Annotated in this window: 26 protein-coding genes and 1 pseudogene; 11 read left to right on the top strand and 16 right to left on the bottom strand. The window is 60.9% G+C overall.

Annotated features, from left to right (window positions below):
- The first annotated feature begins 8 nt into the window (after positions 1-8).
- Both rbbA and V3H18_RS00770 read left to right on the top strand, forming a co-directional pair.
- Positions 9-2744 (top strand): ribosome-associated ATPase/putative transporter RbbA, encoded by a 2736-nt coding sequence (gene rbbA / locus V3H18_RS00765; protein WP_332079954.1) that lies wholly within the window; start codon positions 9-11, stop codon positions 2742-2744.
- Between the two features lies 1 nt (position 2745).
- Positions 2746-3867, top strand: coding sequence for an ABC transporter permease (locus V3H18_RS00770; RefSeq protein WP_332079955.1), 1122 nt, complete (start codon positions 2746-2748; stop codon positions 3865-3867).
- 20 nt (positions 3868-3887) lie between these two features.
- On the opposite strand, the gene V3H18_RS00775 is transcribed toward V3H18_RS00770, so the two are convergent.
- The 5 genes from V3H18_RS00775 to V3H18_RS00795 are packed head-to-tail and all read right to left on the bottom strand — an operon-like array spanning position 3888 to position 6899.
- Positions 3888-4418, bottom strand: a complete 531-nt coding sequence (locus tag V3H18_RS00775; RefSeq protein WP_332079989.1) for a flavin reductase family protein — start codon at positions 4416-4418, stop codon at positions 3888-3890.
- A 30-nt stretch (positions 4419-4448) separates the two neighbouring features.
- Positions 4449-4853 (bottom strand): hypothetical protein, encoded by a 405-nt coding sequence (locus V3H18_RS00780; RefSeq protein ID WP_332079956.1) that lies wholly within the window; start codon positions 4851-4853, stop codon positions 4449-4451.
- 17 nt (positions 4854-4870) lie between these two features.
- Positions 4871-5569 (bottom strand): glycosyltransferase family protein, encoded by a 699-nt coding sequence (locus V3H18_RS00785; RefSeq protein WP_332079957.1) that lies wholly within the window; start codon positions 5567-5569, stop codon positions 4871-4873.
- Between the two features lie 9 nt (positions 5570-5578).
- A complete protein-coding gene (locus V3H18_RS00790) occupies positions 5579-6220 on the bottom strand; it encodes a cysteine dioxygenase family protein (protein ID WP_332079958.1) in 642 nt (213 codons plus the stop codon).
- Positions 6192-6899, bottom strand: coding sequence for an alpha/beta hydrolase (locus V3H18_RS00795; protein WP_332079959.1), 708 nt, complete (start codon positions 6897-6899; stop codon positions 6192-6194). Before V3H18_RS00795 ends, V3H18_RS00790 begins: the two co-directional genes overlap by 29 nt.
- 113 nt (positions 6900-7012) lie before the next feature.
- Here V3H18_RS00795 and V3H18_RS00800 point away from each other — a divergent pair, with 113 nt between their 5' ends.
- Complete coding sequence (locus V3H18_RS00800) at positions 7013-7354, top strand: hypothetical protein (protein ID WP_332079960.1); 342 nt, start codon at positions 7013-7015, stop codon at positions 7352-7354.
- A 38-nt stretch (positions 7355-7392) separates the two neighbouring features.
- Here the strand turns inward: V3H18_RS00800 and V3H18_RS00805 are convergent, their stop codons facing one another.
- The gene (locus V3H18_RS00805) at positions 7393-8748 is read right to left on the bottom strand and encodes a (Fe-S)-binding protein (protein WP_332079961.1); all 1356 of its coding nucleotides are present in this window, start codon (positions 8746-8748) and stop codon (positions 7393-7395) included.
- 302 nt (positions 8749-9050) lie between these two features.
- Here V3H18_RS00805 and V3H18_RS00810 point away from each other — a divergent pair, with 302 nt between their 5' ends.
- From V3H18_RS00810 to V3H18_RS00845, 8 genes are all read left to right on the top strand, one after another.
- Complete coding sequence (locus V3H18_RS00810; protein ID WP_332079962.1) at positions 9051-10073, top strand: aldo/keto reductase; 1023 nt, start codon at positions 9051-9053, stop codon at positions 10071-10073.
- Between the two features lie 341 nt (positions 10074-10414).
- Complete coding sequence (locus tag V3H18_RS00815) at positions 10415-12073, top strand: SagB/ThcOx family dehydrogenase (protein ID WP_332079963.1); 1659 nt, start codon at positions 10415-10417, stop codon at positions 12071-12073.
- Positions 12070-13776, top strand: coding sequence for an ATP-binding protein (locus V3H18_RS00820; RefSeq protein WP_332079964.1), 1707 nt, complete (start codon positions 12070-12072; stop codon positions 13774-13776). The genes V3H18_RS00815 and V3H18_RS00820 overlap by 4 nt, the downstream gene beginning before the upstream one ends.
- A gap of 3 nt (positions 13777-13779) precedes the next feature.
- Entirely contained in the window at positions 13780-14397 is a 618-nt protein-coding gene (locus V3H18_RS00825; RefSeq protein ID WP_332079965.1) for a DUF938 domain-containing protein, read from the top strand.
- 91 nt (positions 14398-14488) lie between these two features.
- Complete coding sequence (locus tag V3H18_RS00830; RefSeq protein ID WP_332079966.1) at positions 14489-14821, top strand: Rieske 2Fe-2S domain-containing protein; 333 nt, start codon at positions 14489-14491, stop codon at positions 14819-14821.
- A gap of 117 nt (positions 14822-14938) precedes the next feature.
- A complete protein-coding gene (locus V3H18_RS00835) occupies positions 14939-15253 on the top strand; it encodes a hypothetical protein (protein WP_332079967.1) in 315 nt (104 codons plus the stop codon).
- 150 nt (positions 15254-15403) lie between these two features.
- Positions 15404-16273, top strand: a complete 870-nt coding sequence (locus tag V3H18_RS00840; protein ID WP_332079968.1) for a xanthine dehydrogenase — start codon at positions 15404-15406, stop codon at positions 16271-16273.
- Between the two features lie 92 nt (positions 16274-16365).
- Positions 16366-16791, top strand: coding sequence for a group II truncated hemoglobin (locus tag V3H18_RS00845; RefSeq protein WP_332079969.1), 426 nt, complete (start codon positions 16366-16368; stop codon positions 16789-16791).
- A gap of 110 nt (positions 16792-16901) precedes the next feature.
- On the opposite strand, the gene V3H18_RS00850 is transcribed toward V3H18_RS00845, so the two are convergent.
- From V3H18_RS00850 to nifH, 10 genes and pseudogenes are all read right to left on the bottom strand, one after another.
- The gene (locus V3H18_RS00850; protein WP_332079970.1) at positions 16902-17198 is read right to left on the bottom strand and encodes a ferredoxin family protein; all 297 of its coding nucleotides are present in this window, start codon (positions 17196-17198) and stop codon (positions 16902-16904) included.
- A 36-nt stretch (positions 17199-17234) separates the two neighbouring features.
- Entirely contained in the window at positions 17235-18542 is a 1308-nt protein-coding gene (locus tag V3H18_RS00855) for an FAD-dependent oxidoreductase (protein WP_332079971.1), read from the bottom strand.
- Positions 18543-18555: 13 nt separating this feature from the next.
- Positions 18556-19659, bottom strand: coding sequence for an electron transfer flavoprotein subunit alpha/FixB family protein (locus V3H18_RS00860; RefSeq protein ID WP_332079972.1), 1104 nt, complete (start codon positions 19657-19659; stop codon positions 18556-18558).
- A gap of 26 nt (positions 19660-19685) precedes the next feature.
- A complete protein-coding gene (locus V3H18_RS00865) occupies positions 19686-20528 on the bottom strand; it encodes an electron transfer flavoprotein subunit beta/FixA family protein (protein WP_332079973.1) in 843 nt (280 codons plus the stop codon).
- A gap of 16 nt (positions 20529-20544) precedes the next feature.
- Entirely contained in the window at positions 20545-20874 is a 330-nt protein-coding gene (gene nifW / locus V3H18_RS00870; protein ID WP_332079974.1) for a nitrogenase stabilizing/protective protein NifW, read from the bottom strand.
- 11 nt (positions 20875-20885) lie between these two features.
- Positions 20886-21674, bottom strand: coding sequence for a serine O-acetyltransferase (gene cysE / locus V3H18_RS00875; protein ID WP_332079975.1), 789 nt, complete (start codon positions 21672-21674; stop codon positions 20886-20888).
- Between the two features lie 7 nt (positions 21675-21681).
- Positions 21682-22881: a homocitrate synthase gene (gene nifV, locus V3H18_RS00880; RefSeq protein ID WP_332079976.1), complete on the bottom strand. Its 1200-nt coding sequence runs from the start codon at positions 22879-22881 to the stop codon at positions 21682-21684.
- Positions 22882-23032: 151 nt separating this feature from the next.
- Positions 23033-23353, bottom strand: a complete 321-nt coding sequence (locus tag V3H18_RS00885) for a HesB/IscA family protein (protein ID WP_332079977.1) — start codon at positions 23351-23353, stop codon at positions 23033-23035.
- A gap of 152 nt (positions 23354-23505) precedes the next feature.
- Complete coding sequence (locus V3H18_RS00890) at positions 23506-24270, bottom strand: nitrogen fixation protein NifQ (protein WP_332079978.1); 765 nt, start codon at positions 24268-24270, stop codon at positions 23506-23508.
- Positions 24271-24276: 6 nt separating this feature from the next.
- Positions 24277-24402, bottom strand: a pseudogene (gene nifH / locus V3H18_RS00895) (nitrogenase reductase); the annotation flags it as partial.

Below are 24402 nucleotides of genomic sequence, written 5' to 3' on the forward strand. Positions count from 1 at the left end.
ACGAAGGAATGCGCTCAGGCCCCGTCGCGCGCCTGCGCGAGGTCAGCTTGCGATATGGCGATGTCTGCGCGCTCGATTCCGTCGCGCTCGACATCCCCGCCGGCGCGATGGTCGGGCTCATCGGACCAGACGGCGTGGGAAAATCCAGCTTGCTCTCGCTCATCGCCGGCGCGCGCGCGACGCAGACCGGCACGGTCGAGGCGCTCGGCGGCGACATGGCAAGCGCCGCGCATCGCAACGCCGTCTGCCCCCATATCGCCTATATGCCGCAAGGGTTGGGGAAGAATCTCTACCCGACCTTGTCGGTCGAAGAGAACATCGATTTCTTCGCGCGCCTGTTCGGCCAGGGACGAGAGGAACGCGCGCGGCGCATCGCGGACCTCGTGGAAAATACCGGGCTTGCGCCCTTCGTGGATCGCCCGGGGGGCAAGCTTTCCGGCGGCATGAAGCAAAAGCTCGGGCTTTGCTGCGCCCTCGTGCATGATCCCGATCTGCTCATTCTGGACGAGCCGACGACGGGCATCGATCCGCTGTCGCGGCGACAATTCTGGGATTTGATCGACCGTATTCGGCATGACCGACCCGGCATGAGCGTGATCGTCGCGACCGCCTATATGGAGGAGGCGGCCCGTTTCGACTGGCTCGTCGCCATGGATGGCGGACGGACGCTCGCCACCGGCGCAGTGGAGGAATTGCTCGCGCGCACGAAGACGACGACGCTCGAAGCGGCCTTCATCGCGCTGCTGCCCGAGGAGCGGCGGCGAACGCACCATGCGGTCGTCATCCCGCCGAGAGAGGAGAAAGACACGGAGATCGCCATCGAAGCGCGGGATTTGACGATGCGCTTCGGCGATTTCGTCGCGGTCGACCATGTCGGATTTCGCATCCATCGGGGCGAGATTTTCGGCTTCCTCGGCTCCAATGGCTGCGGCAAGACCACGACAATGAAGATGATCACCGGCCTCCTGCCGCCGACCGAGGGAGAAGCCCGGCTCTTCGGCAAGGAGGTTGACCCGCGCGATCTCGCGACCCGCCAGCGCGTCGGCTATATGTCGCAAGCCTTTTCGCTCTATTCCGAGCTGACGGTCCGGCAAAATTTAGAGCTGCACGCCCGATTGTTTCGCCTGCCGGCTGAAAAAATCGAAGGCCGCATAGCCGAGGTCGCCGGCCAATTCGATCTTCGCGGCATTATGGACGAACTTCCCGGCACGCTTCCTTTGGGACAGCGGCAACGCCTCTCGCTCGCGGTCGCGATGATCCATGCGCCGGCCATGCTCATTCTCGACGAACCTACGTCTGGCGTCGATCCGATCGCCAGAGACGCCTTCTGGCAAAGACTGATCGATCTGTCGCGGCGCGACGGCGTGACGATTTTCATCTCGACTCATTTCATGAATGAAGCCGAGCGATGCGACCGGATTTCTCTGATGCACGCCGGCCGGGTGCTGGTGAGCGACGCGCCCGATGCGCTCATCGCGAAACGCGGCGCGAAGGATCTGGAGGAAGCTTTCATCGGCTATTTGGAAGACGCCGTCGAAACCGCGAAAAAAAAAGACGCTTCTCCGGGATCATTTCGGGAGCCCGAAACCCGCGCGCCGGCGTTTGAGGCAAGGCCAAACGATCCGCCGCCAACGCGGTTTTTCGAACCCATGCGCATGCTGAGTTACGCGCGCCGGGAAACGCTGGAGCTGAGACGCGATCCGATCCGCGCGGCGACCGCCATGCTCGGCACTGTATTTCTGATGTTCATCATGGCCTATGGCATCAGCATGGATGTCGAGAATCTGTCCTTCGCCGTGCTGGACCGGGACCAAACGACGACGAGCCAAAACTATATCATCAACATCGCGGGATCGCGCTATTTCAGCGAAAAGACGCCGATCGCCGATTACGCCGATCTCGATCGACGGATGCGAAGCGGGGGACTGACCGTTGCGATCGAAATCCCGCCCGGATTCGGCCGCGACGCGGCGCGCGGCCGCCCGGTCGAGATCGGCGCATGGGTCGACGGCTCCATGCCTATGCGGGCCGAGACGGCGCAAGGCTATCTCCAGGCGATGCATGCGCAGTGGTTGCGCGCCAAGAGCGATCTGGCGAGTCCCGCCAGCATCGCCATCCGCTATCGCTACAATCCCGACGTGAAGACGATCATGGCGATCGTTCCGGCGGTCATTCCATTGCTGCTGATGCTGATTCCGGCGATGCTGACGGCGCTCAGCGTCACGCGCGAAAAGGAGCTCGGCTCGATCATTAATTTTTACGTGACGCCGACGACAAGGCTCGAGTTCTTGCTCGGCAAGCAGCTTCCCTATGTCGCGCTCGGCCTTCTTAATTTCCTGCTGCTCGTCTTGCTTGCCGTATTCTGGTTTCAGGTGCCGCTCAAAGGCAGTTTTCTTGCGCTCTTTTTAGGCGCGGCGCTCTATATCGGCGCGGCGACGGCGATGGGGCTCGTCATGTCATCCTTCATGCGCAGCCAGATCGCGGCGATTTTTGGGACGGCGATCGCAACCCTTATCCCCGCGATCCAGGATAGCGGCTTCATTTATCCGGTTTCGTCGCTCGAAGGCGCCGGCGCCTTTATCGGGCGCATCTATCCGACCGCATATTTTCTTGTAATCACGCGCGGCGCTTTTTCAAAGGCTTTGAATTTCTTTGATCTGCAAAGCGCCTTCATCCCGCTGTTGATCGCCATTCCCACGCTTCTCGGCGTCTGCGTCATCCTCCTGAAGAAGCAGGAGGCATGACATGCGGATCTCGAACATCCTAGCCCTGAGCGTCAAGGAGCTGCGCAGTCTGGCGCGCGACCCCGTAATGATTGCGTTGATCGTCTACGCGTTCTCCGTGGCGATCTATACCGGGGCGACCGCGATACCGGATACGCTCAACAAGGCGCCCATCGCCATTGTCGATGAAGATCGCTCCGCTCTTTCCACCCGCATCGTCGGCGCTTTTTACCCGCCCTATTTCACGCCCCCGATCATTACCACCCTCGCCAAAATGGATTCGCTGATGAATTCGGGCGTTATCACTTTCGCCCTCGATATTCCGCCTGATTTTCAGCGGGACGTTTTGGCCGGCGACCGGCCGACGATCCAGCTTAACGTCGACGCCACCCGAATAAGCCAAGCATATTCGGGGGCCGGTTATGTCGAGACCATCGTGGCGACGGAGGTCGCTGCTTTTCTGCAGCGCTATCGCGCCGTGGCGACTTTGCCGATCGAACTCGCCCTTCGCACGCGCTTCAACCCCACCTTAAATAGAACCTGGTTCGGGGCTGTCGTGGAAATCATCAACCAAATCACCATGCTGTCCATGGTGCTGACCGGCGCGGCGCTGATCCGGGAACGCGAACATGGAACGATCGAACATCTCCTCGTCATGCCGGTCACGCCCTTTGAGATCATGGTGAGCAAAGTCGTCGCGATGGGCCTTGTCGTCCTCGTCGCTTCCGCCGTATCGCTTGTCGTCATCGTTCAGATTATTCTGTCGATGCCTATTCAGGGTTCGGTCGCGCTGTTCCTGGCGGGCGCCGCTTTCAATCTCTTCGCCACGACGTCGCTGGGCATTTTTCTCGCGACCACCGCGCGATCCATGCCGCAATTCGCCCTTCTCTTCATTCTCGTCGCGCTGGCGCTGGAAATGCTCTCGGGCGGCATGACGCCGCGCGAGAGCATGCCCTGGCTCGTTCGAGACATCATGCTCGTCGCTCCAACGACGCATTTTATCGTCCTCGCGCAGAACATCCTTTTTCGGGGATCGGGCTTTAGCGTCGTCTGGCCGCAATTCCTCGCGCTTGGCGTCATCGGCGCGGCGCTTTTCGGAATCGCCCTGGCGCGATTCAGAAAGACAATCAGCGAAATGCAATGAATGCCGCAAAGGCGCGGCGATCACGGCATTTTCGACTTCAATTTAATCGTCTCGCCATCGACGATGAATTGGCCAAAACCCTGATGGTGGATCGTCTTCGGATTTTTCCGCGCGGGATCGCTCCAGGCCTTCAATCCTTCGAGCATGAAGAGGCAATAGCGATTTACGAAGCGCGTATCGATCACGCGGCATTCGATATTGGCGAAACAGTCGGCGAGGAGCGGCGCCGCGACATCCGCCGCCTTGCGCGGCGTCAATTGGAAGGCCGCGAATTTATCGACGTCTCGTCCCGAGCAATTGCCGATCGAGACGACCTTCTCCGCCAATTCGACCGAGGGGATCGCGATGACGCATTCCTTGGTCGCGCGCAGCGCCGCGAAACTGTGATCGCGATTGCTGACGATGCAGGCGATGATCGGCGGCTCGAAATCCACCATCATATGCCAGGACATGGTCATGACATTGGCGCGGCCCTTATGCGCCGTCGTCAGCAGCACGACGGGGCCGGGTTCGAGCAGCTGATAGACTTTGGCGAGCGGCAGATCTTTCATCGTCATGCCAGTCTCCCGGCGATGCGCGCCTCATTCGGCTAAAGCGTTCTTGGCCTTTGAGAGGAGCTGCTCGACGGATAATAGCGCATTCGCGTCGCCTGTCTGTATGAGCGCGTCGAAATTCTTGGCGAGCGCGGCGCAAAAAACATGGGCCGCCGCCTCTTCGCGCGGGTCTCCGCCCCATTTCAAGGAGAGCGCGGCGTCGCGATCGCCAAGGTTCAGCGCGCTCGAGACATCCGCCGCGACATCTTTAAAACGCAGATCGAAGCCGGCGTCTTCGCCATCGAGCGTGCAGGGCAGATAGTCAGAGGTCTCGAACGGCGCATAGCCGTCGTCGAGCGTCAGCGGGATTTTGAGCGCGTCGATCGCCTGCTGCAGCGGCTTGCGTTCGGGAACATTGTTGCGATTGAGATAGGCGGTCAGCGCGCGAGCCATTTTCTTCTCCTGGCAAGCTATGCGGCGGGCGTGGCGTCAAGATAGGCCAGGATTTCCGCAAGGCCAAAATCCGTCCTGCCGTCGAAGCGGCGAAAAATCCCTTCGATGCGCGGCAAATCCTCCGGCCCTTCGACATTGAGCTTCACCTCGGGACGCGCGAGTTCTGGCGGCGCCGTCAGGCTCAGGGGCCGATAGAGGCGACTGTTCCGGCGCAGAAAGGCGGGTCCCTCCCTTCGCTGTTCGGGCTCGGCGCAACGCCTTCCCGCCTCTTCGAGCGCGGCCGCAGTGAATCCGTCGATCTCCATGCCCTTGGGATATGTGGGCGCAAGCGTATTGCCAATCCAGTCCAGCATGCCGTCGGTCATCTGCAGGAGATTGGCGACCTGATCGACCAGCGCCGGGTCGATGAGCGGATTGCCGGCGTCCACCATCAACCCGCCCTTGGCGCCGGCGGTCTTGAGAGCCGTTAGCAGGCGGCCGAGCAGATCGTCGCGCGCGCCGCTCTCGCAAGGCGTCCCGCGCATGGCGCAATAATCGAGGATCGCTTTGTTTTCCGGCGCGTCGCTCGTCGTGACGACGACGCCGGCAAGCTTGTCGACGCCCGAAAGACGATCGAGCAAATGACCGAGCAATGGCTTTCCAAGGATCGGCGACAATATGCCGGTCTCGCGTCCATCGCGCGCCAATGTCGCGGGAATGATGGCGAGAACGTCCATGATCGCGCGTCAATCCCGGATTTCGGTTTGAATGGTCAATATGTCGTAGGGCGGCGCGTTTTCGCCATTGGCGTAGCCCAATGGCTGTTCCTCCGCCTGCCCATCCTGCTTCAGCGCGCGGCGGCTCAACTTGCCGATCTCGCCGCCATAGACGTGAATGCTGATCGAGAGCTGATCCGGCAGAGCGTTCGACAGCCGCAAGCGATCGCCCTTTCCGGATGCGCGCGTCTCCACCGAACGCGGCGGCAAGGAACGGCCTGCGCCTTTCGCATGCGCGTCGCAAGGCTCTTCCACGACAGCGCCGCGCAGCACGCCCCTGATCTCCCATATCGACGGCCGTTCGATCAGCAGGCCGGCGCCACCCGAGAGAATCGTGCTGACCACGGTGAAGCGTTCGAGCCCGTCGCTGTAGAGCTGGAACTGCGCGCCGCCGCCCGGGCTCGCTATGGCAAAGGTCTCCGGCAACCAGTCGTCGCTGGCGACGAGACGCGCCATCAGATCGCGGCCGATCACGAGAATTTCCCGTTCGCTGTCGGCAAGCTCCACCATGGACTGAATGTCCCAGATGAAGCGCTTCAGCGCTGCTGGGACAGGGCCTCGCTCCAACGGCGGCAATGTCGGATCAACTATGGTCATCGTGGTCATGGTCATGGTCGTGATCTTCCGCGTGCGCGGCCGGCTTATGAACGACAAGGGCGGTGAGGAAATCGCCGGCGGCAATTACGCCGTCGTCGTCCATCTCATGGCCGAGGCCCGGACGCCGCATGCTTTTGACCGGCACGCCCTGGGCCTTGAGCCGCTCCTTTGTCGCCGTCATCGCGCTGAAGGGCACGATGGGATCCTCTTCGCCATGGATCATGAGCACCGGCGGCTTCGAGCGCATTTCGTTTTGGAGCGTCTCTTCATCGTAAAGCGCCCCCGAAAAGGCGACGAGCGCCGCCATTTGATTTTGACGCCTAAGACCGACATGCAGGGCAAGCATCGCCCCATGCGAAAAGCCAACGAGCGCGAGATGGCTGTCCGGCAGACGGCGCCGCGCGAGCGCCTCGTCGAGAAATTGATCGAGAAGAGGCCCCACGGCTCTGATCGCGTCATTGAGGCCTGCGGGACTCCAATCCGTCGTGTCGAACCATTGCCGGCCGCCGGAAGCCGCCGGAAAAGGCGCCTCGGCGGCGAGAAAATCCGCCTTGGGCATCGTCGGCGCCCAGTTGAGCGCCTGATTGACGATCGCCTCCCCATCGGCCCCCGGACCATGCAGCAGGACCACGAGAAAAGCCGGCTTGCCGCAGGACAAAGCCGCGATCCTGGGTCCTTCGACAATCGCCGTCATGTCCGGTCTCCGAGAGATGGCCGAAATCTTGTAAACGGGGCGCGGGAACGGATATGTCCCTGGTTCGCAATATGCAAAGAGACGGCCGGCCTTGTTTCGCGGAGCATGAAGCGTTGAAGAAAGATTATATCCCGGAGCTCAGCGAAGTCCGCATGGTGCGCCGCGCGCCGGAGAAGCCTTTCGCCTTTAGCGCGGACGACGCCCGCTATATCGAAGGCTGCCTTCGCGATGTGGAAGCCGCCTTTGGGCTCGACGCCTTTCCGGGCGTTCCCTTCGAGCGGATTCCGGCGCGCGCCTTGATCGGGCTGTTCATCGACTGGTGGCGCGGCTTGGAGCCAACGAACGAAAGTCAACAGGAAGCGCATGCGCGTCTTCCCGCAGCGATCCGCCTGCTCGACACTGTCTCCACCTGGATGGAGGAACTCGCGCGACGCGAAGGCTCCGGTCGTTCGTGACAGGCGGATAAGCGGTTCATATTCAGCTTCGCGGCCCATCAGTTCGCCACAAGCGCATCGCGCAGCAGCAGAGCGATATGCTTGGCGCGACGACCGGAGCCATGTTCGATCTGATGGCGGCAGGAAAATCCATTGGCGATGAGCGGCGTATCGGCTGCGGACGCCCGCACCGCCGGTAGAAGCGAGAGTTCCGCCATCCGCATGGAGGCCTCATAGTGTTCAGCCTCCAGCCCGAAGCTCCCGGCCATTCCGCAACAGCTCGTCTCGACGACGTCGAAGGAAAAGCCAGGTATCCAACCCAGCACCTTGCGCATCGCCTTCATCGCGCCGAAGGCCTTCTGGTGGCAGTGGCCATGCACCAGCGCCTTGGGAAGATTCAGCGGCTTCAGCTCGAGGCGCAGGCCATTGTTCTGATATTCGCGCGAAAGAAATTCTTCGAGCAGATAAAGCTGCTTGCCGAGGTCGCCGACCTCCTGTCCGAGGCCCAGACTGTAGAGTTCGTCGCGTAGCGACAGCAGACATGAAGGCTCAAGGCCGATGATCGGCGTCTGGGCGACGATTTCATCGCGGAAGGCGGCCAGAACCCGCTTGGCCTCGCCCCTGGCCTTTTCGACCATGCCGGTGGTGAGATAGGTGCGCCCGCAACAAAGCGGCCTCTCAGGCTCCGCATCGGTCGCCGCAGGCTTCGCGACGCGTACGCGATAACCCGCATATTCGAGCACGGATACGGCCGCTTCGGCGACATGCGGATCGAAATGATGGCAGAAAGTGTCGACGAACAGGATGACCTCGCCGCGCGCGCCGGTCTCTCGGCGGGCCGGCGTCGTCCACGCAAAAGCTTTTGGGGCGGGCTCGGGAATCGGTCGCCTCGCCGTGACGCCAAGCCATTTCTCGACGAGTTTCGCGATCGGGCCAAAGCTGTTGCGCAGGCGGATGGCGAAGCGCATGAGGGCGCGATATCGGCCGGTCCATTCCGGCACGCCCCCGAACAGGCGGGTGCGGAGAGGAACGCCCGCGATCTCGTGACGCTGCGCAAGATATTCGGTCTTGATCAGCGTCATATCGACGGCGCTCGGACACTCCTTCTTGCACGCCTTGCAGGAGACGCATAAATCCATCGCTTCGTCGAGGCGAGGGTCGGCGAAGGCGCCTTCGCCGGCGCCGTCATTGAGCGCCGCCTTGAAGGCCGCGACGCGCGCCTCCGTCGAATGTTTGCGATCGCCGGTGATGCGATAGCTCGGGCACATCACCCCCTTGCCGGTATTCTGACAATCACGGCTGTGCATGCATACCGCCACCGCCTTGGCGTAATTGCCGCCGGTGGCCGGAATGCCGGAATAAGCGTCGCCGATGCCGTACGTATCGTAAGCCGACCAATCGAGGAAGGTTTTCATGCAGCTTCTATTTCTTGCCCGGCGGAGCGCAAGCAAGAACTGCACCGCGAACTGGCGACGCAGCCATCAACGAAAGGCTCCCGGCCAATGTCGGCAAACAATAAACTCATAGGAAAACAGTGGGATCGCTTAATGCGAGCCAATATGTCGCGCATCGGCCGTTCGGGGCCTGCGTGCGCGGATTTCGTCGTCGCCCTATATCAAGCCCACAAGTGAAGACGATGCGATCTTATGACGATGACGATCTCAGTCATCGGGATTTGTCGCGACGGCTCACGCAACCTTCTTGATGGAAGACCAACATGGAATATCGGCGCCTTGGACGCTCCGGCCTGCGCGTGCCCGCTCTCAGCTTTGGAACGGCCACCTTCGCCGGCGGCGATGATTTCTTCAAAGCCTGGGGGTCGACCGATTCCGCCGGCGCCGCGCGCTTGATCGATATTTGCCTCGATCATGGCGTGTCCATGTTCGACAGCGCCGATGTCTATTCGAATGGTCTGGCGGAACAGATTCTTGGCGAAGCCATCAGAGGCAAGCGCAATCGGCTGCTGATTTCAACCAAGGCGACTTTTGCCTTCGGCGAAGGACCGAATGATTATGGCTCTTCGCGCCAGCATCTTATCGACGCCGTCGATGGCGCGCTCAAGCGATTGGGCGTCGATCACATCGATCTGTTTCAGCTTCACGGACAGGACTATAATACGCCGGTCGAAGAAACGCTTTCCACGCTTGATGCGCTCGTGCGATCCGGCAAGATTCGTTATATCGGCTGCTCCAATTTTACCGGCTGGCATTTGATGAAGTCGCTGGGCGTTGCGGAGCGTTACGGCTATCCCCGCTATGTCGCGCATCAGGCCTATTACTCTTTGCTCAACCGCGACTATGAATGGGAGTTGGCGCCGCTCGGCCGCGATCAGGGCGTCGGCGCCGTGGTCTGGAGCCCGCTCGGATGGGGAAAACTCACCGGCAAAATTCGTCGAGGCCAGCCGGCGAAGCAAGGCACGCGCGCGCATGACATCGCCGACACCGGGCCGCCTTTCGAGGAGGAGCGGCTGTTCAGGATCGTCGACGCATTGGATGTGGTGGCGCAGCAGGTCGGAAAATCCATTCCGCAGGTGGCGCTCAATTGGCTCCTGCAGCAACCGACCGTGTCCAATGTCATCATCGGCGCGCGCGATGAAGCGCAGTTGGTCGAGAACATCGGCGCGGTGGGCTGGAATTTGACCGCCGAGCAGGTCGCAATGCTCTGTGCGGCGAGCGATGCGCCGGCGGCCTATCCGGTCTGGCACCAGCGGGGTTTTCCCACCTTGAACGAATGGGGCTAAAACGGCGCGCCGCGTCTTTTGGAGCGACCTTTCTGTCGTTGACTACGACACAGCTATGTTCGTTCCCTATGCAGCTTGACGCCGCGCGAAGCGACAAGGTCTTTCTCGCGATTGAGCGCGAACTTCTGCGTTGCGCGCGTGGCGTCATTCGTCGTCTCTCTCAGATTTATATGCTAATCAACTATTTAGAGGCGAAGAGGCAGGACGGGCGCATGCGCCGCCAAGGAGATTTCTGCTCTTTTCGACGCCCTCGGGCCGAATGAGCGGCGTCAGTTTGCCCTTTTCCTTAAGCGGCGCGGAACGGCGCCGTTCTTGAATTGGGCCTCCCTATGGAGGCCCATATGACCGACGCCGAGAGCGATTCTCGCGCCCAATCACGATCCCTGCGCACATTGATCGCCTTGGACGGCGACGCCTTGCCCGCCGACATCCGCGCCTATCATCAGCGCACGAAACACGCCCCGACCCGCTATGCGCTCGGGCCCGCCTTCCTCGACTGGACTTCGCAGCCTAATCCCTATCGGCGCTTCGAGGGAGCGCCTCTTGTCGAATTGCCCTTGCGCGACGCCGAGGAAACGCCGCCTTTCCCCGGTCCCGCGCCGACGCCCGCTCCGTTGAGCCGCGCGGCGCTCGGCCTCTTCTGCGAATTGGGCTTTGGACTGAGCGCCTGGAAGAGCGTCGAGGGCTCGACCTGGGCGCTGCGCAATAATCCGTCTTCCGGCAATCTTCATCCGACGGAAGCCTATCTGCTGACAAACGCGATCCCAGATTTGGGCCCCCGAGCCGCGCTTTATCACTACGCGCCGGAATATCATCTCCTGGAGGAGCGCGCGCGTTACGAAGCCGATGCGCTGCCCGAAGGCGGATTCCTGCTGGGGCTCAGCGCCATTGCTTGGCGTGAAAGTTGGAAATATGGAGAACGCGCCTATCGCTATTGCCAGCTCGACGCTGGCCACGCCATTGGCGCGGCCGCGCAGGCGGCCGCGGCCCTGGGATGGCGCGCCGAAGTTTTGACTGAACCTTCGGACGATGAGGTCGCGGCGCTTATTGGCCTCGATCGCGCCGACGCCTGGCGCCGGCGCGAGGAGGAGCATCCCGACGCGCTGCTCTGGATCTCGACGAGCGAAAATTCGCAGACGCCCGATCTCTCCTCCTTGCTTGCCGCGCCGCGCCAATGGAGCGGCAAGGCCAACCAAGTCAGCGACGATCACGATGGCTGGCCGGTCGTCGACCAGGCGCCGCGGCTATGCCGAAAGCCGCGCATGTCGCCGCCGTCGCCCCCGGCGGCTCATCCGGCAAGACAGGCCCCTTATGCGTCGCAGATCGGCGAAGTCGTGCGCAAACGGCGCAGCGCGCAAAAAATGGATGGCGTCGCAATTCTCTCCCGCGAAAACTTCCGGGCGATGCTGATGGCGACGCTCCCGGGAGCCGAGCCATTGCTTGCCGCCTTTTCGTGGCGTCCCGCGCTTTCTCTTTTGCTTTACGTTCATCGGGTGGAGCGCGTCGAGCCCGGCCTCTATCTCCTGCCGCGCGACGAGGATGTCGCCGCCCGTTTGCGTGCGGCGGCCGCGCCGGACCTCGCCTGGACGCCCGTCGATTTGAACGGGTTTGAGATTTTTCTCCTGCGCTCAGGCTCTTTCGAGCGAGAGGCCGCGCAAATGGCCTGCCTGCAGCCGATTGCGGGAAAGGGATGTTTCGCGGTTGCGATGATCGCGGATTTCGACCGAGCCCTTGTCGAAGAAGGCGGCTTCGCCTATCGGCGGCTGCATTGGGAAGCGGGCCTCATCGGCCAGGCGCTTTATCTGTGGGCGACCGCCGCAGGTCTCTCGGGCACGGGGATCGGCTGCTTCTTCGACGATGAAGTCCATCGTCTCATCGGTCTTTCGCCGGATGGCGACCTCTTTCAAGACATTTACCACTTCACTGTCGGCGGGCCTTTGGAAGACGTTCGCATCGCGACGCTGCCGGCCTATCCTCCTGAACTTCGGGAACGCGCATGAACATTCAAATCGATAAGCCGCATGTGGAAGCGCTGATCGCGCGCTTTCCGGGACACGCCGGACTCTCCGCGCAACTGCGGTTTGGCGACAAGGTGGAAGTCGATCTCGCGCATCTTTCAACCGCCGAGTTCGATTTTCTCGAAGAACTCTATCGCGAATCCGGACCGGAGCTGCATGCGCGCGCCGCGCAGCTCGCAACGTTGCGGTCCGCGCTCGCAACGGAAGGCACTCGTTTCGAAGCCAATGATCTCGAAGACGTTCTGCCTGCGCTGGTAAAATATCTGACGACCGGCGCGATCCGCGGCTGGCTGTTTTCGGCGAGCGTCACCACCAAGGCCCTGCCTTACGTCATAACGCGGTTCGATTACGTGCCGGCCTCCAATGACGAGGCCGGTAAAATTCTCATTGAGATGAAGGCCAATGTGAAGGGCACCTTGCAGACGAGCCTTGTCCGCATCATGGCCGCCGACGTCGCGGGGCGCACGATAAGCGAAATTCTGGCGGCCAGAGGATTCCTGCGCGAAACGCCGGCGCTGATCGAGGCGTTCGACGCCTCAAGCGAGACTTACTTCGATTGGCGTCGCCGCTACGGCGCGCAATTTTCGGGCAAGGGAACAGGCTTTTTCGCGGAGGATCCCAACGCCACGCATCGCGACACCGACTGGTCGCGCAAGGATGTGGTGGTCTTGTCGACAAGCGGCGGCGAGGCGCGGCTCGTCAATGACGAGGCGGTGCTCTCGGCGCGCAGCCTGACGCTCGAAGCGCCGGGCGACGTGCTGGGCCACTTTCTCCGCAAGGCCGGCAAGAGCAACCGCTTCGCCGCCGAGGACGAATTGGCCGAGCTGCAGGCGCAAATCCCGGAGGGACTTTTCACGCAAATCCCCGTGCATCCCTATATCCTGATGTTCCATCTCGATCTGCACCATCATGTCTGGGTGCATGTCGATGAGATGCGCCTCTATCGCTATCAGCCGGAGTTGAAAGAAAAGCTCGTGCTGCCGGAGGAGCAGACCGATCTCATCGATATTCTCACGGCGGAGATGGATGTGCTCATGGACGACATCGTTCAGGGCAAATCCGGCGGCACAACGGTGCTTTGCGCCGGTCCGCCCGGCGTCGGTAAGACGCTGACCGCGGAAGTCTATTCGGAGATCATTCAGCGTCCGCTCTATCGGGTCCATTCCGGCCAGCTCGGCCTCAATGTCGCGACGATGGAGACGGCGCTGAAAGAGATTCTGACGCGCGCGCAAAGATGGGGCGCGGTCATGCTCATCGACGAGGCGGATGTCTATATCAAACGGCGCGACGACAATATCGCCATGAACGCCGTCGTTGGCGTGTTTCTGCGCGTGCTCGAATATTTCAACGGCCTGCTGTTTCTCACCACGAACCGCGTCGACGATATCGACGAAGCCATCGTTTCGCGTTGCATCGCCTTGATCAAATATAATCCCCCCGACGACGACGCCAAACGACGCATCTGGCAGGTCATGGGCGAACAATTCGGTCTCGCGCTGGACAAGCCGGTGATCGATCAGCTTGTCGAGACCTTCCCTGAAGCGACGGGCCGCGACATTAAAGGCCTCGCGAAGCTCACCGCGAAATTCTGTCATCAGAAGAACGCCGTTCCGGATATCGACGTTTTCCGGCGTTGCGCGATCTTCCGCGGACTCGACGTCATGAGAAGCGCCGGCGCTCATTGATCGATGGAAACCCATCGTCAGACGGCGTCAGCGGTCGCGCGCAATCGCGAACCGATATTGGACGTCCTGCGTTCCAACTTGCCCAAGCAAGGCGTTGCGCTTGAGATCGCAAGCGGCTCCGGCGAACACATTGTCTATCTGGCGGCGCATTTTCCCGAGCTTGTGTTCTGTCCCTCCGATATCGACCAAGGCGCGCGTCAAAGCATCGCGGCCTGGACCCAAACGTCGGGACTTCAAAATGTTCGTGCGCCCCTCGCGCTCGACGCGGCGAGCGCCGATTGGCCGTTAGAGAGAGCGGATGCAATCCTTTGCATCAATATGATCCATATTTCGATCTGGGCCGCCACTGAGGGACTGTTCAGGGGCGCAAATAGAATTTTGGCTCCCGGCGCGCCCTTATATCTTTACGGCGCCTATAAGCGCGCGGGCGCGCACACGAGTCAAAGCAACGAAGAGTTTGACGCCTGGCTCCGCAATAAAAACCCGGCTTGGGGCGTGAGGGATATCGAGGCGGTCGTCGAATGCGGCGTGGCGCATGGTTTCTCCGAGCCCCAAATCATCGCAATGCCCGCGAATAATTTGAGCCTGATTTTTCGGCGGCGCAGCGCGACCGAAGCGTAGCTCGAGGAGCGGCGGCTTAATTTTTGCTGCTTTGAGAAGAATACGCCGCCAAAGGCGTTTCCTATGACTGGTCGCGCCATAGAGGAACGAAATGTTCGTCAGGGTCTGCAAGGAAGACACGCTTGTCGAGGGCGGCATGCGCATCGTGATCGTCGACTCCCAGCTTGTCGTTCTGGCATGGCCGGAGGACGGCGTCGTCAAAGGATTTCAGGGCGTTTGTCCGCATACGAACGCGCCGCTCGCGGAGGCGGAATTCGACGGCGCGACGCTCACCTGCCCCGTTCATTTCTGGACCTGGGACATGAACACGGGCCAGCCGACGCATCCTCATGCAACGCCGCTCGCCGAATATCCCGTGAAAATCGAGGATGGAATCGTATACGTGGATGCGGAGGGCGTGACGCCGATATTCGCCGAGCAATGATTGCTTCTGCCTCCTGAAGGGAGTTTTGAGGTCGAACGATGACGCGCTCTATTGGCCTCTAATTTGCCTCGCGTCTCCAAAGGAAGAAGCTCTGGCAATCACGGGAGTGGCTCTATTATGCCTGTCGACCTCAAAAAGGATTGGACGGAGGCGGAACTCGCCGCATTGATCGGCTCGGTCGAAGACGATCGCGACTGGCGCTTGGAGGTCAGCCCGGAAGGCGTCGCCGATCTTGCGGATAAGACCGCAAATCCTACCGGCGCGGATTATGACGAGACGCTCCATTGCTTCTTTGAAACCTGGATGCAGGGAACGGACTTCGTCGGGTCATCGGCGGCGAGCGACAAGCAGCTGGTGGGAAAGATCGCGAAGGCGCTGCGCGAAAATTACCCCACCGTGAAAGCGACGAAATTTGTCTATGTGGAATTATAAGCGCGAAGGAACAGCGATCGCCGCTTGAAAAGCGCGGCGCTTTCGACTTGGCGGAAAACCTCTCGCCAAAGATGAAGACCGCATTATCCCAGAAGCTTATCTCCATCGCTGGCGCATTCTTTGCTTTGCGAAGCGCGGGCGGAGGGGCCGATGGCGGGATTGTTGCACAAATTTCTGTCAGACAAGAGCGGGCATTTCGTCGTCATCTTAGGCACGAATGAGATCGCCTCGGCGGTAGCGGTTCAATTGACGCGCGAAGGGTTTCGCGTGGTGCTCAGTCACGACCCCTATCCCCCTGTCATCCGCCGCGGAATGGCTTTCCATGACGCACTATTCGACGATCGCGCGGAAGTCGACGGCGTGAGCGGACGTCGCGCCGAGAGCAATCTGGAAATTGTCCAAGTGCTGTCCGAGGCGGGTCTCGTCGCCGTCAGCTCCCTGCAACTCACCGATATACTTGCTCTCCGCGTCCCCGATATCTTGGTCGACGCCCGCATTCAAAAGCACAAGCTGACGCCAAATTTGCGCGCGATCTCAGGCCTTTCGATCGGTCTCGGCCCGAATTTCACCGCGGACGTCAACTGCGACATCGCCATAGAAACCCATCCCTCCCATACGGGAGAAATGCTGGAAGAGGGAACCACGCGGCATCCGGACGGCGCGCCCCGATTTCTTGGCGGGGTTGGCAAGGAACGCTTTGTCTATTCGAGTCGCCCCGGCGTGTGGCATACGCCGCTCGACATCGGCGCTCGGGTCTTCAAGAATTTCGTCATCGGCCGACTCGACGGGCTCGAAGTCCATGCGCCCATGGACGGCTTCTTGCGCGGCGTCGCCCGCGACGGCGCCCATATTCCCGAGGGAGTGAAGCTCATTGAAGTCGATCCGCGCGGACGAGACTCGAGCTGGACGGACACGGACGACAGGGGCCGCGCGATCGCCGAAGCGACCTCGAAGGCGATCAGAAGCGCCTTTTGGCGGCTCCGAACGACCGCTGTCCCCGTCAATGTCACCCATCATTGACAGACTTCACAGATAGACGCGGCGGCCGTTGGCGCGTCAATTTCCTCCCGTGCGCATAAACGCTTGGCGCAAACCACTGCGAAAGTTGAACCATGACGTCAGCGACGCTTAGCGATACTTCACCCTTCGCCCGCATCGGGGGGGCGACCACCGTCGATCGCCTGGTCGACGCCTTCTACGACAATATGGAGACGCTGCCCGAGGCGCAGGCCATTCGCGCGATGCACGCGCAAGATCTCGGACCGACGCGCGCGATCTTGAAAGTATATCTTGCGGAATGGCTCGGCGGGCCTAGGGAATATTCCGCGCAGAAAGGACATCCGCGATTGCGCATGCGCCACATGCATCTTTCAATCGGACCGCAGGAACGGGACGCCTGGCTGCTTTGCATGAGCCAGGCCCTCGCTACAACAGTCCCCGATGTGGAAATGCGCGAGCATCTCTATCAGAATCTCGCGAAGCTAGCGGACTGGATGCGCAATGACCCCGATAATGCGCATGATAAGGGTCATCGCTAAATCAGTCGCGACGATATTTCAGTTAGGCGCAAGTCGAGATTTGCCGTTCGGCGACGCGCAGCATGAAGCGGCTGCGCAAAACGCCTATTGCATAAAGCCAACCGTCAAGATCAGCCGAATTTGAACAGAACCCCATAGCCGCCGCGCGGATAGTTCCATTCGATGTCGCCAGTGGGCTCGCCGATGATGCGGCAAGTTCCGCATTCGACGCAGCCATCGGTCGTGATTTCCACCTGGCCGGCCGAATTGAGCTCATAGCAATGGGCCGGGCAGACATTCAAAAGGCTGAGGAGCTGCGGCGACGGCTTCGTATGAGGCCTCACCTTGATATGGGCGCGGCCGGCGTCGACAAGATAGCGATTGAGATAGAGCTTGTCCTCTACCCTTACGGAAGACTCAGTGGTCATTTCCATCTCCGTTTCCAACCGTCGAGAATTTCCCGACTAGCGCCACGCTCGCGCCAACTTGAAGGCGTCGCCAAACAGACCCGACCAGGATCGCGCCTGAATGAATGAACGGAATGTCTTCTTTTCCTTTTCCGCTTTCGGCGTGCCGTCGACGCGAACGAAATTGCTCATCGCCTTCGAGACGAGCTGCGGATATGTCAGGAAGAAGTTCTGCGACTGGATATGCAATAGTTCAGGCATATCCTTGTATTTTTTCAGATCCTTCATCACGAAGGAATCGTCGAGCATTTTCTTGTAGAGCGCCAGATTTTCCTTGGTCATGGGGTCGCGACGCGACTTGACCTGGAAGATCGCCTCCGCCGCCAGCCGACCGGAGGTCATCGCGAGATTGGAGCCTTCGCGATGGATGGCGTTGTTCAACTGCGCCGCGTCGCCGACCATGACCCAGCCGTCTCCGTAGAGCTGCGGCACCGCCTTGTAGCCGCCCTCCGGAATGAGATGCGCCGAATATTCCTTGACCTCAGACCCTTCGATGAGCGGCCGAACGGAAGGGTGCTGTTTGAACTTCTCGAGGAGCCCGTAGGGCGTCTCGCCGGATTTCTCGAAGTCCGACACGAGGCAGCCGATGCCAAGCGAGATCGACTCCTTGTTGGAATAGATGAAACCCATTCCCGTCATGCCGTGGGAGATCGTGCCGACGGCTTCGATCACCGCGCCTTCATCGCCGCGAAGATTGAAACGGGCTTCAATCGTCTCGCTCGGCAGGAAATGCATTTCCTTCACGGCAAGCGCGACTTTGTCCGGCGGCGGCCTGTCGCGCAGTCCGGCGCGGGTCCCGAGCAGTCCGCTCACGCCCTCGGCGAGCACGACGACGTCCGCAGCCACTTGACCGTTCTTGCGATCGGTCCTGACGCCGATCACCTTGCCTCGCGCATCCTGCAGCAATTCCGTCACGGTCGTTTCGCAAAGGACGGTGGCGCCGGCCTCCTGAACCTTCTTGGAGAACCATTTGTCGAATTGCGCACGAATGATCGTGTAGCGATTGGGACGCTCTTCGTTGAAGTCGTCGGAACGATAGTGCAGCCCGGTATGCGAGTTGTCGTCCATCATCCAGAAGCGCTGCTCGACGAGATGACGCTCCAGCGGCGCATCTTCCCGGAAATCCGGAACGAGCTTTTCGAGCATGTCCGAATAAAGGATCGCGCCCTGCACGTTTTTCGAGCCGGAATATTCTCCCCGCTCCAGTTGCAGGACTTTGAGTCCTCTTCGCGCGAGCGTCAAAGCGGCGGCGTTGCCCGCCATGCCAGCGCCGACCACGATAGCGTCGAAGCGTTCGTCGATCATGGGCTTTCTCTCCTTAGCTCGCGAGCCGGTCGCGCTGATTCGGAGACAGTCGCTTACGGAATGCTTCCGTTAATGCAGGCAAAAGTCGTACCGCATCGGTGATGACGCCGAGATGCGCAAAATCGAAGATCGGCGCGTTTTTGTCGGTGTTGATCGCGAGAATATAATCGGCGCCCTCGACGCCGACCCGGTGCTGAATCGCGCCGGATATCCCCGCGGCAATGTAAAGCTTCGGCCTGATCGTCTTGCCGGTCTGGCCGATCTGGCGGTCCGAAGTCACCCATCCCTTTTGGACGAGAGGCCGCGAACAACCATATTCGGCGCCGATCACCGAGGCGAGTTGCCGAACGAGTTGGAAATTTTCGGGAGAGCCGAGTCCAAGACCTCCCGCCACCACAACATCCGCATAGGCGAGATTGGATTTCGAAGAATCGCGGTCCGGCAGGAAAGACAACACTTTAGTGATGATGTCGTCTTCGACCAGCCCCAGCGGATGCTCGATGACGCGGCCAAGCGGCTTTTCGACGCGCTCGGGCATTGGCATCACGCGCGGTCGCACGGTCGCCATCTGCGGTCGGTAATTCAGCGTGAAGATCGTGCACAGCAGCGAGCCGCCAAATGTCGGCCGCGTCGCCGCGAGCGAACCTTCGGCGTCGACATCGAGTTCGGTGCAGTCGGCGGTCAGTCCCGTGAGCAGCGTGGTCGCCACGGAGCCGGCGAGATCGCGGCCAAGCGTCGTCGCGCCCAACATCAGAATCTCGGGCTTATAGACATTGACCAAATCGGTCAAAGCCTTGGTGTAACTTTCGTTGCGATAGTCCTTCAGGAGATCGTCGGCGACGAGATAGACGAGATCGGCGCCATAGCAAAAGGCCTCGCGCACGACCGCCTGCGTCGCTTCGCCTGGCTCTCCGACGACGACCGCGGCGAGATCGACGCGAAGCTTGTTGGCGAGTTCGCGCCCCGCGCCCAAGAGCTCCCAGGACACGGGATGAACCTGCCCCCGCTCTTGTTCGACAAAGGTCCATACGTGTTTGTATGCTTTGAGATGTTCGGGCAGCTCCTTCTTGGCCGCCGCGCGCCCCGCCGGAGCAGGAGCTTTTGGTGCGTCACTCATTCTTCTCGCTCCTGTTTCTGGATAGGCTAGTAGCCTCTTGAAAGCTTCTCGAGTTCGCTCTCGAGCTTCGGGCGCCGCTTGAAGAGTTCCTCGATGAGCGCCTCTCCAGGCTGCTCGCCAAGCTCCAGAAGCTCGGCCTTCTCGGCGCGCGGCTTCGGCGCGAAGACCTTTTTAACAATGGTCGGCGACCCGCGCAGACCGCATTTCGTGATGTCCTCGACGCCGGCGTCCTGCGCGCTCCATTTGACGACTTCCGCCCGCGCCGCCTTCAGCGCGTCAGTCAGCGAACCAATGCGTATCTCATTGACGCCTTCGAGAATGGCGATAAGGCAGGGCAGCTTGCTGCGCAGGGTCTGCACGCCGCCCTCGGCGCGCCGCTCAACCTCGATCATGCGGTTTTCGAGATCGACCGAATTGATGTGCGAAACATAGGTGAGCTGAAGCAATCCGAGCCGTTTGGCGACCCCCGGTCCGACCTGCGCGGTATCGCCGTCGATCGTCTGCTTGCCGGTGAAGACGATATCGGGGGGACCGAACTCGGCGCCGATCTTTCGGATGGCCGTCGCGAGCGCATAGGTCGTCGCGAGCGTATCGGCGCCGGCGAAAAAGCGATCGGTCAGCAGAACCGCGCGATCGGCCCCGAAGCTCAACGCCTTGCGCAGACTATCCTCCGCCGAAGGCGGCCCCATGGTCAGGATCGTGACCTCGCCGCCATACTGCTGGCGTAGCCGCAGCGCCTCTTCGATCGCAAAAAGATCGTAAGGATTGATGATCGTCGGAACGCCCTGGCGCATGATCGTGTTCGTCACCGGATGAACGCGGATCTGCGCCGAGTCGGGCACCTGCTTCATACAAACGACAATGTGCACTGCGATGGTCCTTTGCTCACTTTAGAACGTTGAGTTGCACCAATGTCGGCGGCGCAGCCGGCTTGACCGCGTCCTTGTGGACCTTGAACAGACGCTCGTCTATCGGCGACGACTTGAGGAAATCCTCATAGGCGCGCTCCAGAAAAGCTTTGCATTTTTCCGTCACTTCCCCGTCGGAGGCGGCGGAGAAATCCTCGCTGAAGAGATATTGGCCCATTCGACGCAAAATATGCAGGCGCGCCACGTTAACCACCTTGGGGTCGTAGTCCACGCCGAGCAGCGAAAAGAAATCTTCGGCGGAAGAAGCCTTTCGCAGCTGCTCCAAAATGCCTGGGGCGTCGGTCATTTCAGTCTCCTCTATATGATCCTTGCTTCCGGTAGCTTGGGCGCCGCGTCGCTTGTTTTATTCGGGCGGCCTTCCTTATCCCGCAAGCGCTGCTGGAGATGCGACAGGCGCGTCTCCAAAAATTCCACGCGATCGACCAAAACCGCGAACGCTTCCCCGACCGGATCCGGCATCAAATGATGATTGAGATTGATGCGCCCATCGAAGGTGCAACGGCTCATTTCACGATGCACGATCCTGGCGGGAATGCCAACAACCGTCGCTTCTCGCATGACGTTTTCAATGACCACGGAATTGGCGCCCACGCGCGAATTGCGGCCGACGGTGATCGGCCCCAAAATCTTGGCCCCAGCCCCGATGATGACGCCGTCTTCGATCGTGGGATGTCGTTTTCCCGGCGACCATGAGACGCCGCCAAGCGTCACCCCGTGATAGAGAGTCACGTCGTCGCCGACGACGGCGGTTTCTCCTATAACGACTCCCGCGCCATGGTCGATGAAAAAACGGCGGCCAATGGTCGCACCGGGATGAATGTCGATATTTGTCAGAAACCTTGCAAACCAGGAGATGAAGCGCGCCGCGAAACGAAAGTTACACAACCAAAGCCAGTTCGCGAGCCGATGCCAGATGACGGCGTGAACGCCCGGATAGGTCAGCAAGGTTTCAAGCATTCCACGGGCCGCCGGATCCCGCAGGGAAACGCAGCTCAAATCCTCCCACACCAGCTGCAGCCGGGTCGGACGCCGAATATTCCGGTCCGGGGCGGTTTCGTGAACGGCCTCTTTCGCGCATTCGAGCATCGTATCCTCACAGACCTCTCGACGCCGATTGTTCGCGCACGTTGCGCCAAATCGAGGTCAGCTGCTCGCCGCTGACCGGCTCCTTGTGGTTAAGGGCGTGAACCCGGACGAAAGCCACGATCTGGCTGAGCTCTTCCGAACTGGCCGGCAAACTCAGGCCGTCCAGCGCCGCCGTGACCGCCGCCGAACCCGAATGTTTGCCGATGACGATCCGGTGCGCCCGGCCGAGGATACGCGGATCGAAGGCTTCGTAGGAGCGCTGGTCCTTCAGCAAGCCGTCGACGTGGATGCCCGATTCATGCGTGAAGACATGGTCCCCGACGATGGATTTGTTCAACGGGATCGGCCGTCTTGCGGCGGCGGAGACCAGAGCGGCCACATTCTGCAATTCGGTCAGCACCACGCCCGTTCGGTATTTGTAGAGCTGCATGGCGGCCATCGCCACTTCCTCGAGCGGCGCATTGCCCGCGCGCTCGCCAAGCCCGATCACGGTGACGGACGCATGGGTCGCGCCCGCCTTGATCCCGGCGAGCGTGTTCGCCGTCGCAAGGCCAAGATCGTCATGGCAATGAATCTCGAGCTCCATATCCGTCTCGGCGCGGAGCTTCGCGACGAGATCGAAGGCGGAGAACGGATCGAGCACGCTCAGCGTGTCGGCCACCCTGAACCGGCGCGCGCCCGCGCCCCGAGCGGCGGCCATGACTTCGATGAGGAAATCGGGATGCGCGCGCGAGGAATCCTCGCCGCCGACAGCGACGTCCAGGCCCTTGCCGCGCGCATAGGCGACGACGCTCTTCGTCTGCTCCAACACGCGCGAACGGTCGCCGCGCAATTTTATCTCGATCTGCGTATCCGAAACCGGAACGGAGAGATTGACCATCGTCACGCCGGAGGCGATCGCCGCGTCGACGTCTTCGCGCCGCATGCGGCACCAGGCGATGGGCGTCAGCGGCAGACCGGCCTCCACGATCGAACGGATCGCGCCGATTTCTTCAGCCCCCATAGCGGGCGTGCCCGCCTCGAGTTCGGTGACGCCAGCCTTGGAAAGGGCGCGCGCGATCTCGACTTTTTCGGCGACTGTGAAGGCGACGCCAGGCGCCTGCTCGCCATCCCGCAAGGTCGTGTCATTAAGCACGACCTCTCGCGCATAGGGTCCCTGCGGGCCGCTGATTTGCTCGGATTTCTCTATGCGTTTCGACTGGAACATCGACCTGATCGAGCAAGATTGCCGCTCGCTCCTCTCGGGCGCAGGATGCGGCGCGCCCCCTTTTTCAAGGCCCCAGACACGGGCTTTGCTTCGTAAGCGTCCAACGCTCGAAGGATGGAATCCTGTTCCGCATTCGAGTCGCTCATTGGCTTCAGTTGAAGGACTTCTGGCAGCCGCAGGTGGAAGTCGCGTTCGGGTTCTCGAAGGTGAAGCCCGCGCCCGCGAGGTCCTGCTTATATCCGAGCGTCATCCCTTCCAGCCGCGGGCGAGACGCAGGATCGATGAAGAAGCGGATGCCGCCCGCTTCGACCACGATGTCGTCGCTCCTCTGCTCCTTGTCGAGATCGACGACATATTGGTATCCCGCGCAGCCGCCTTCCTTAACCAGGATCCGGAGACCGCCCTCGTGCTGGCCGGCTTGCGCCATCGCTTCCTTGACCGCGGCGATGGCGGTATCTGAGACGACAATCATGCCCGGAACCCCCGAATTCAATTGCTTCGCTGGGTAAGGATTAAGCAATGCATATGCCAGGGGTGCGCCGCAATATATAGCGCAATTACAACAATTTGCGATTTTAATTGTATTGTTTACGACACAAACATGGCCGACAGGGCCGATGAGCGTCAGTCTCGCATTGTTTCCTTCGAGACGCCGTCCCCCGCCACCCGGCTCAATCCGGCTTCCTCGCCGAAACACTGATTGTAATCGGCGCAATTGGTGCAGACGGGCGTGCTGCACATCACAAAGCCGTCCGCTTCGCACATCACCCGGTAGATAAAGCGCTTCCAGCGCATGTTCTTGTCGTTGCGGATGGCGAGCGGTCCAAAATGCCGCTCCAGGAGCCGCGTGAGTTCGGTTCTGTTTCTAAGGCCGAGGTCTTCCCAAAGATGGTTTGGCTCCAGCGCACGGCGCGCCACCATCGCCGCGAGCCAAAGACCGCAATCGCCTTGGGTGGATCTGTTCGCCGCGAGAAGGTCCCGGACAATTTCGATTTCATCTTCGTCGACGCCAGCCGCGCGCGCGCGATCGGAGCTTGGCGGCGCGGTGAATTTGCTGTCGACGAAAGTGCGCGAGATGAGCGATTCCAGCTCCGCCTCAGTAAGGCCGGTCTGAGACGTCAAAGGAGCAGGTTCGGTCGCGGCGAGCGCCAAGACGCAGGCGAGGACATGCCTGTCGAAATCTTCATCGATGTCAATAATCGCCGCTTCCGGCGAGACGCCCGTCAATTTGCGATAAAGGGCGGCGGCGCAAACTTCACTCGCGGGCGCATTCGGCGTCCGGTCGTTCGCGTCATTCGGCACGCGGCCCGCGCTTGCGCGCGGAGCCGCGTGATGTTCGGCGTTGAAAGGCGCCACTCTCTCGTCCGTGAGAGGAGAGACTGACGCCATTTCTTATTACGCGATCGCGGCGAGATCGGCGGCGGTTTTGCCGACTTCGCTTTCGTCGACCTGCTTCATGATGCCGTGCTCCATGAGCATGTCTTCGAGCTCGTCCATGGTGATCGGGGTCGGGATGATGCC

This window comes from Methylocystis borbori (genome assembly GCF_036576025.1).
Taxonomy (GTDB): Bacteria; Pseudomonadota; Alphaproteobacteria; order Rhizobiales; family Beijerinckiaceae; genus Methylocystis; species Methylocystis borbori.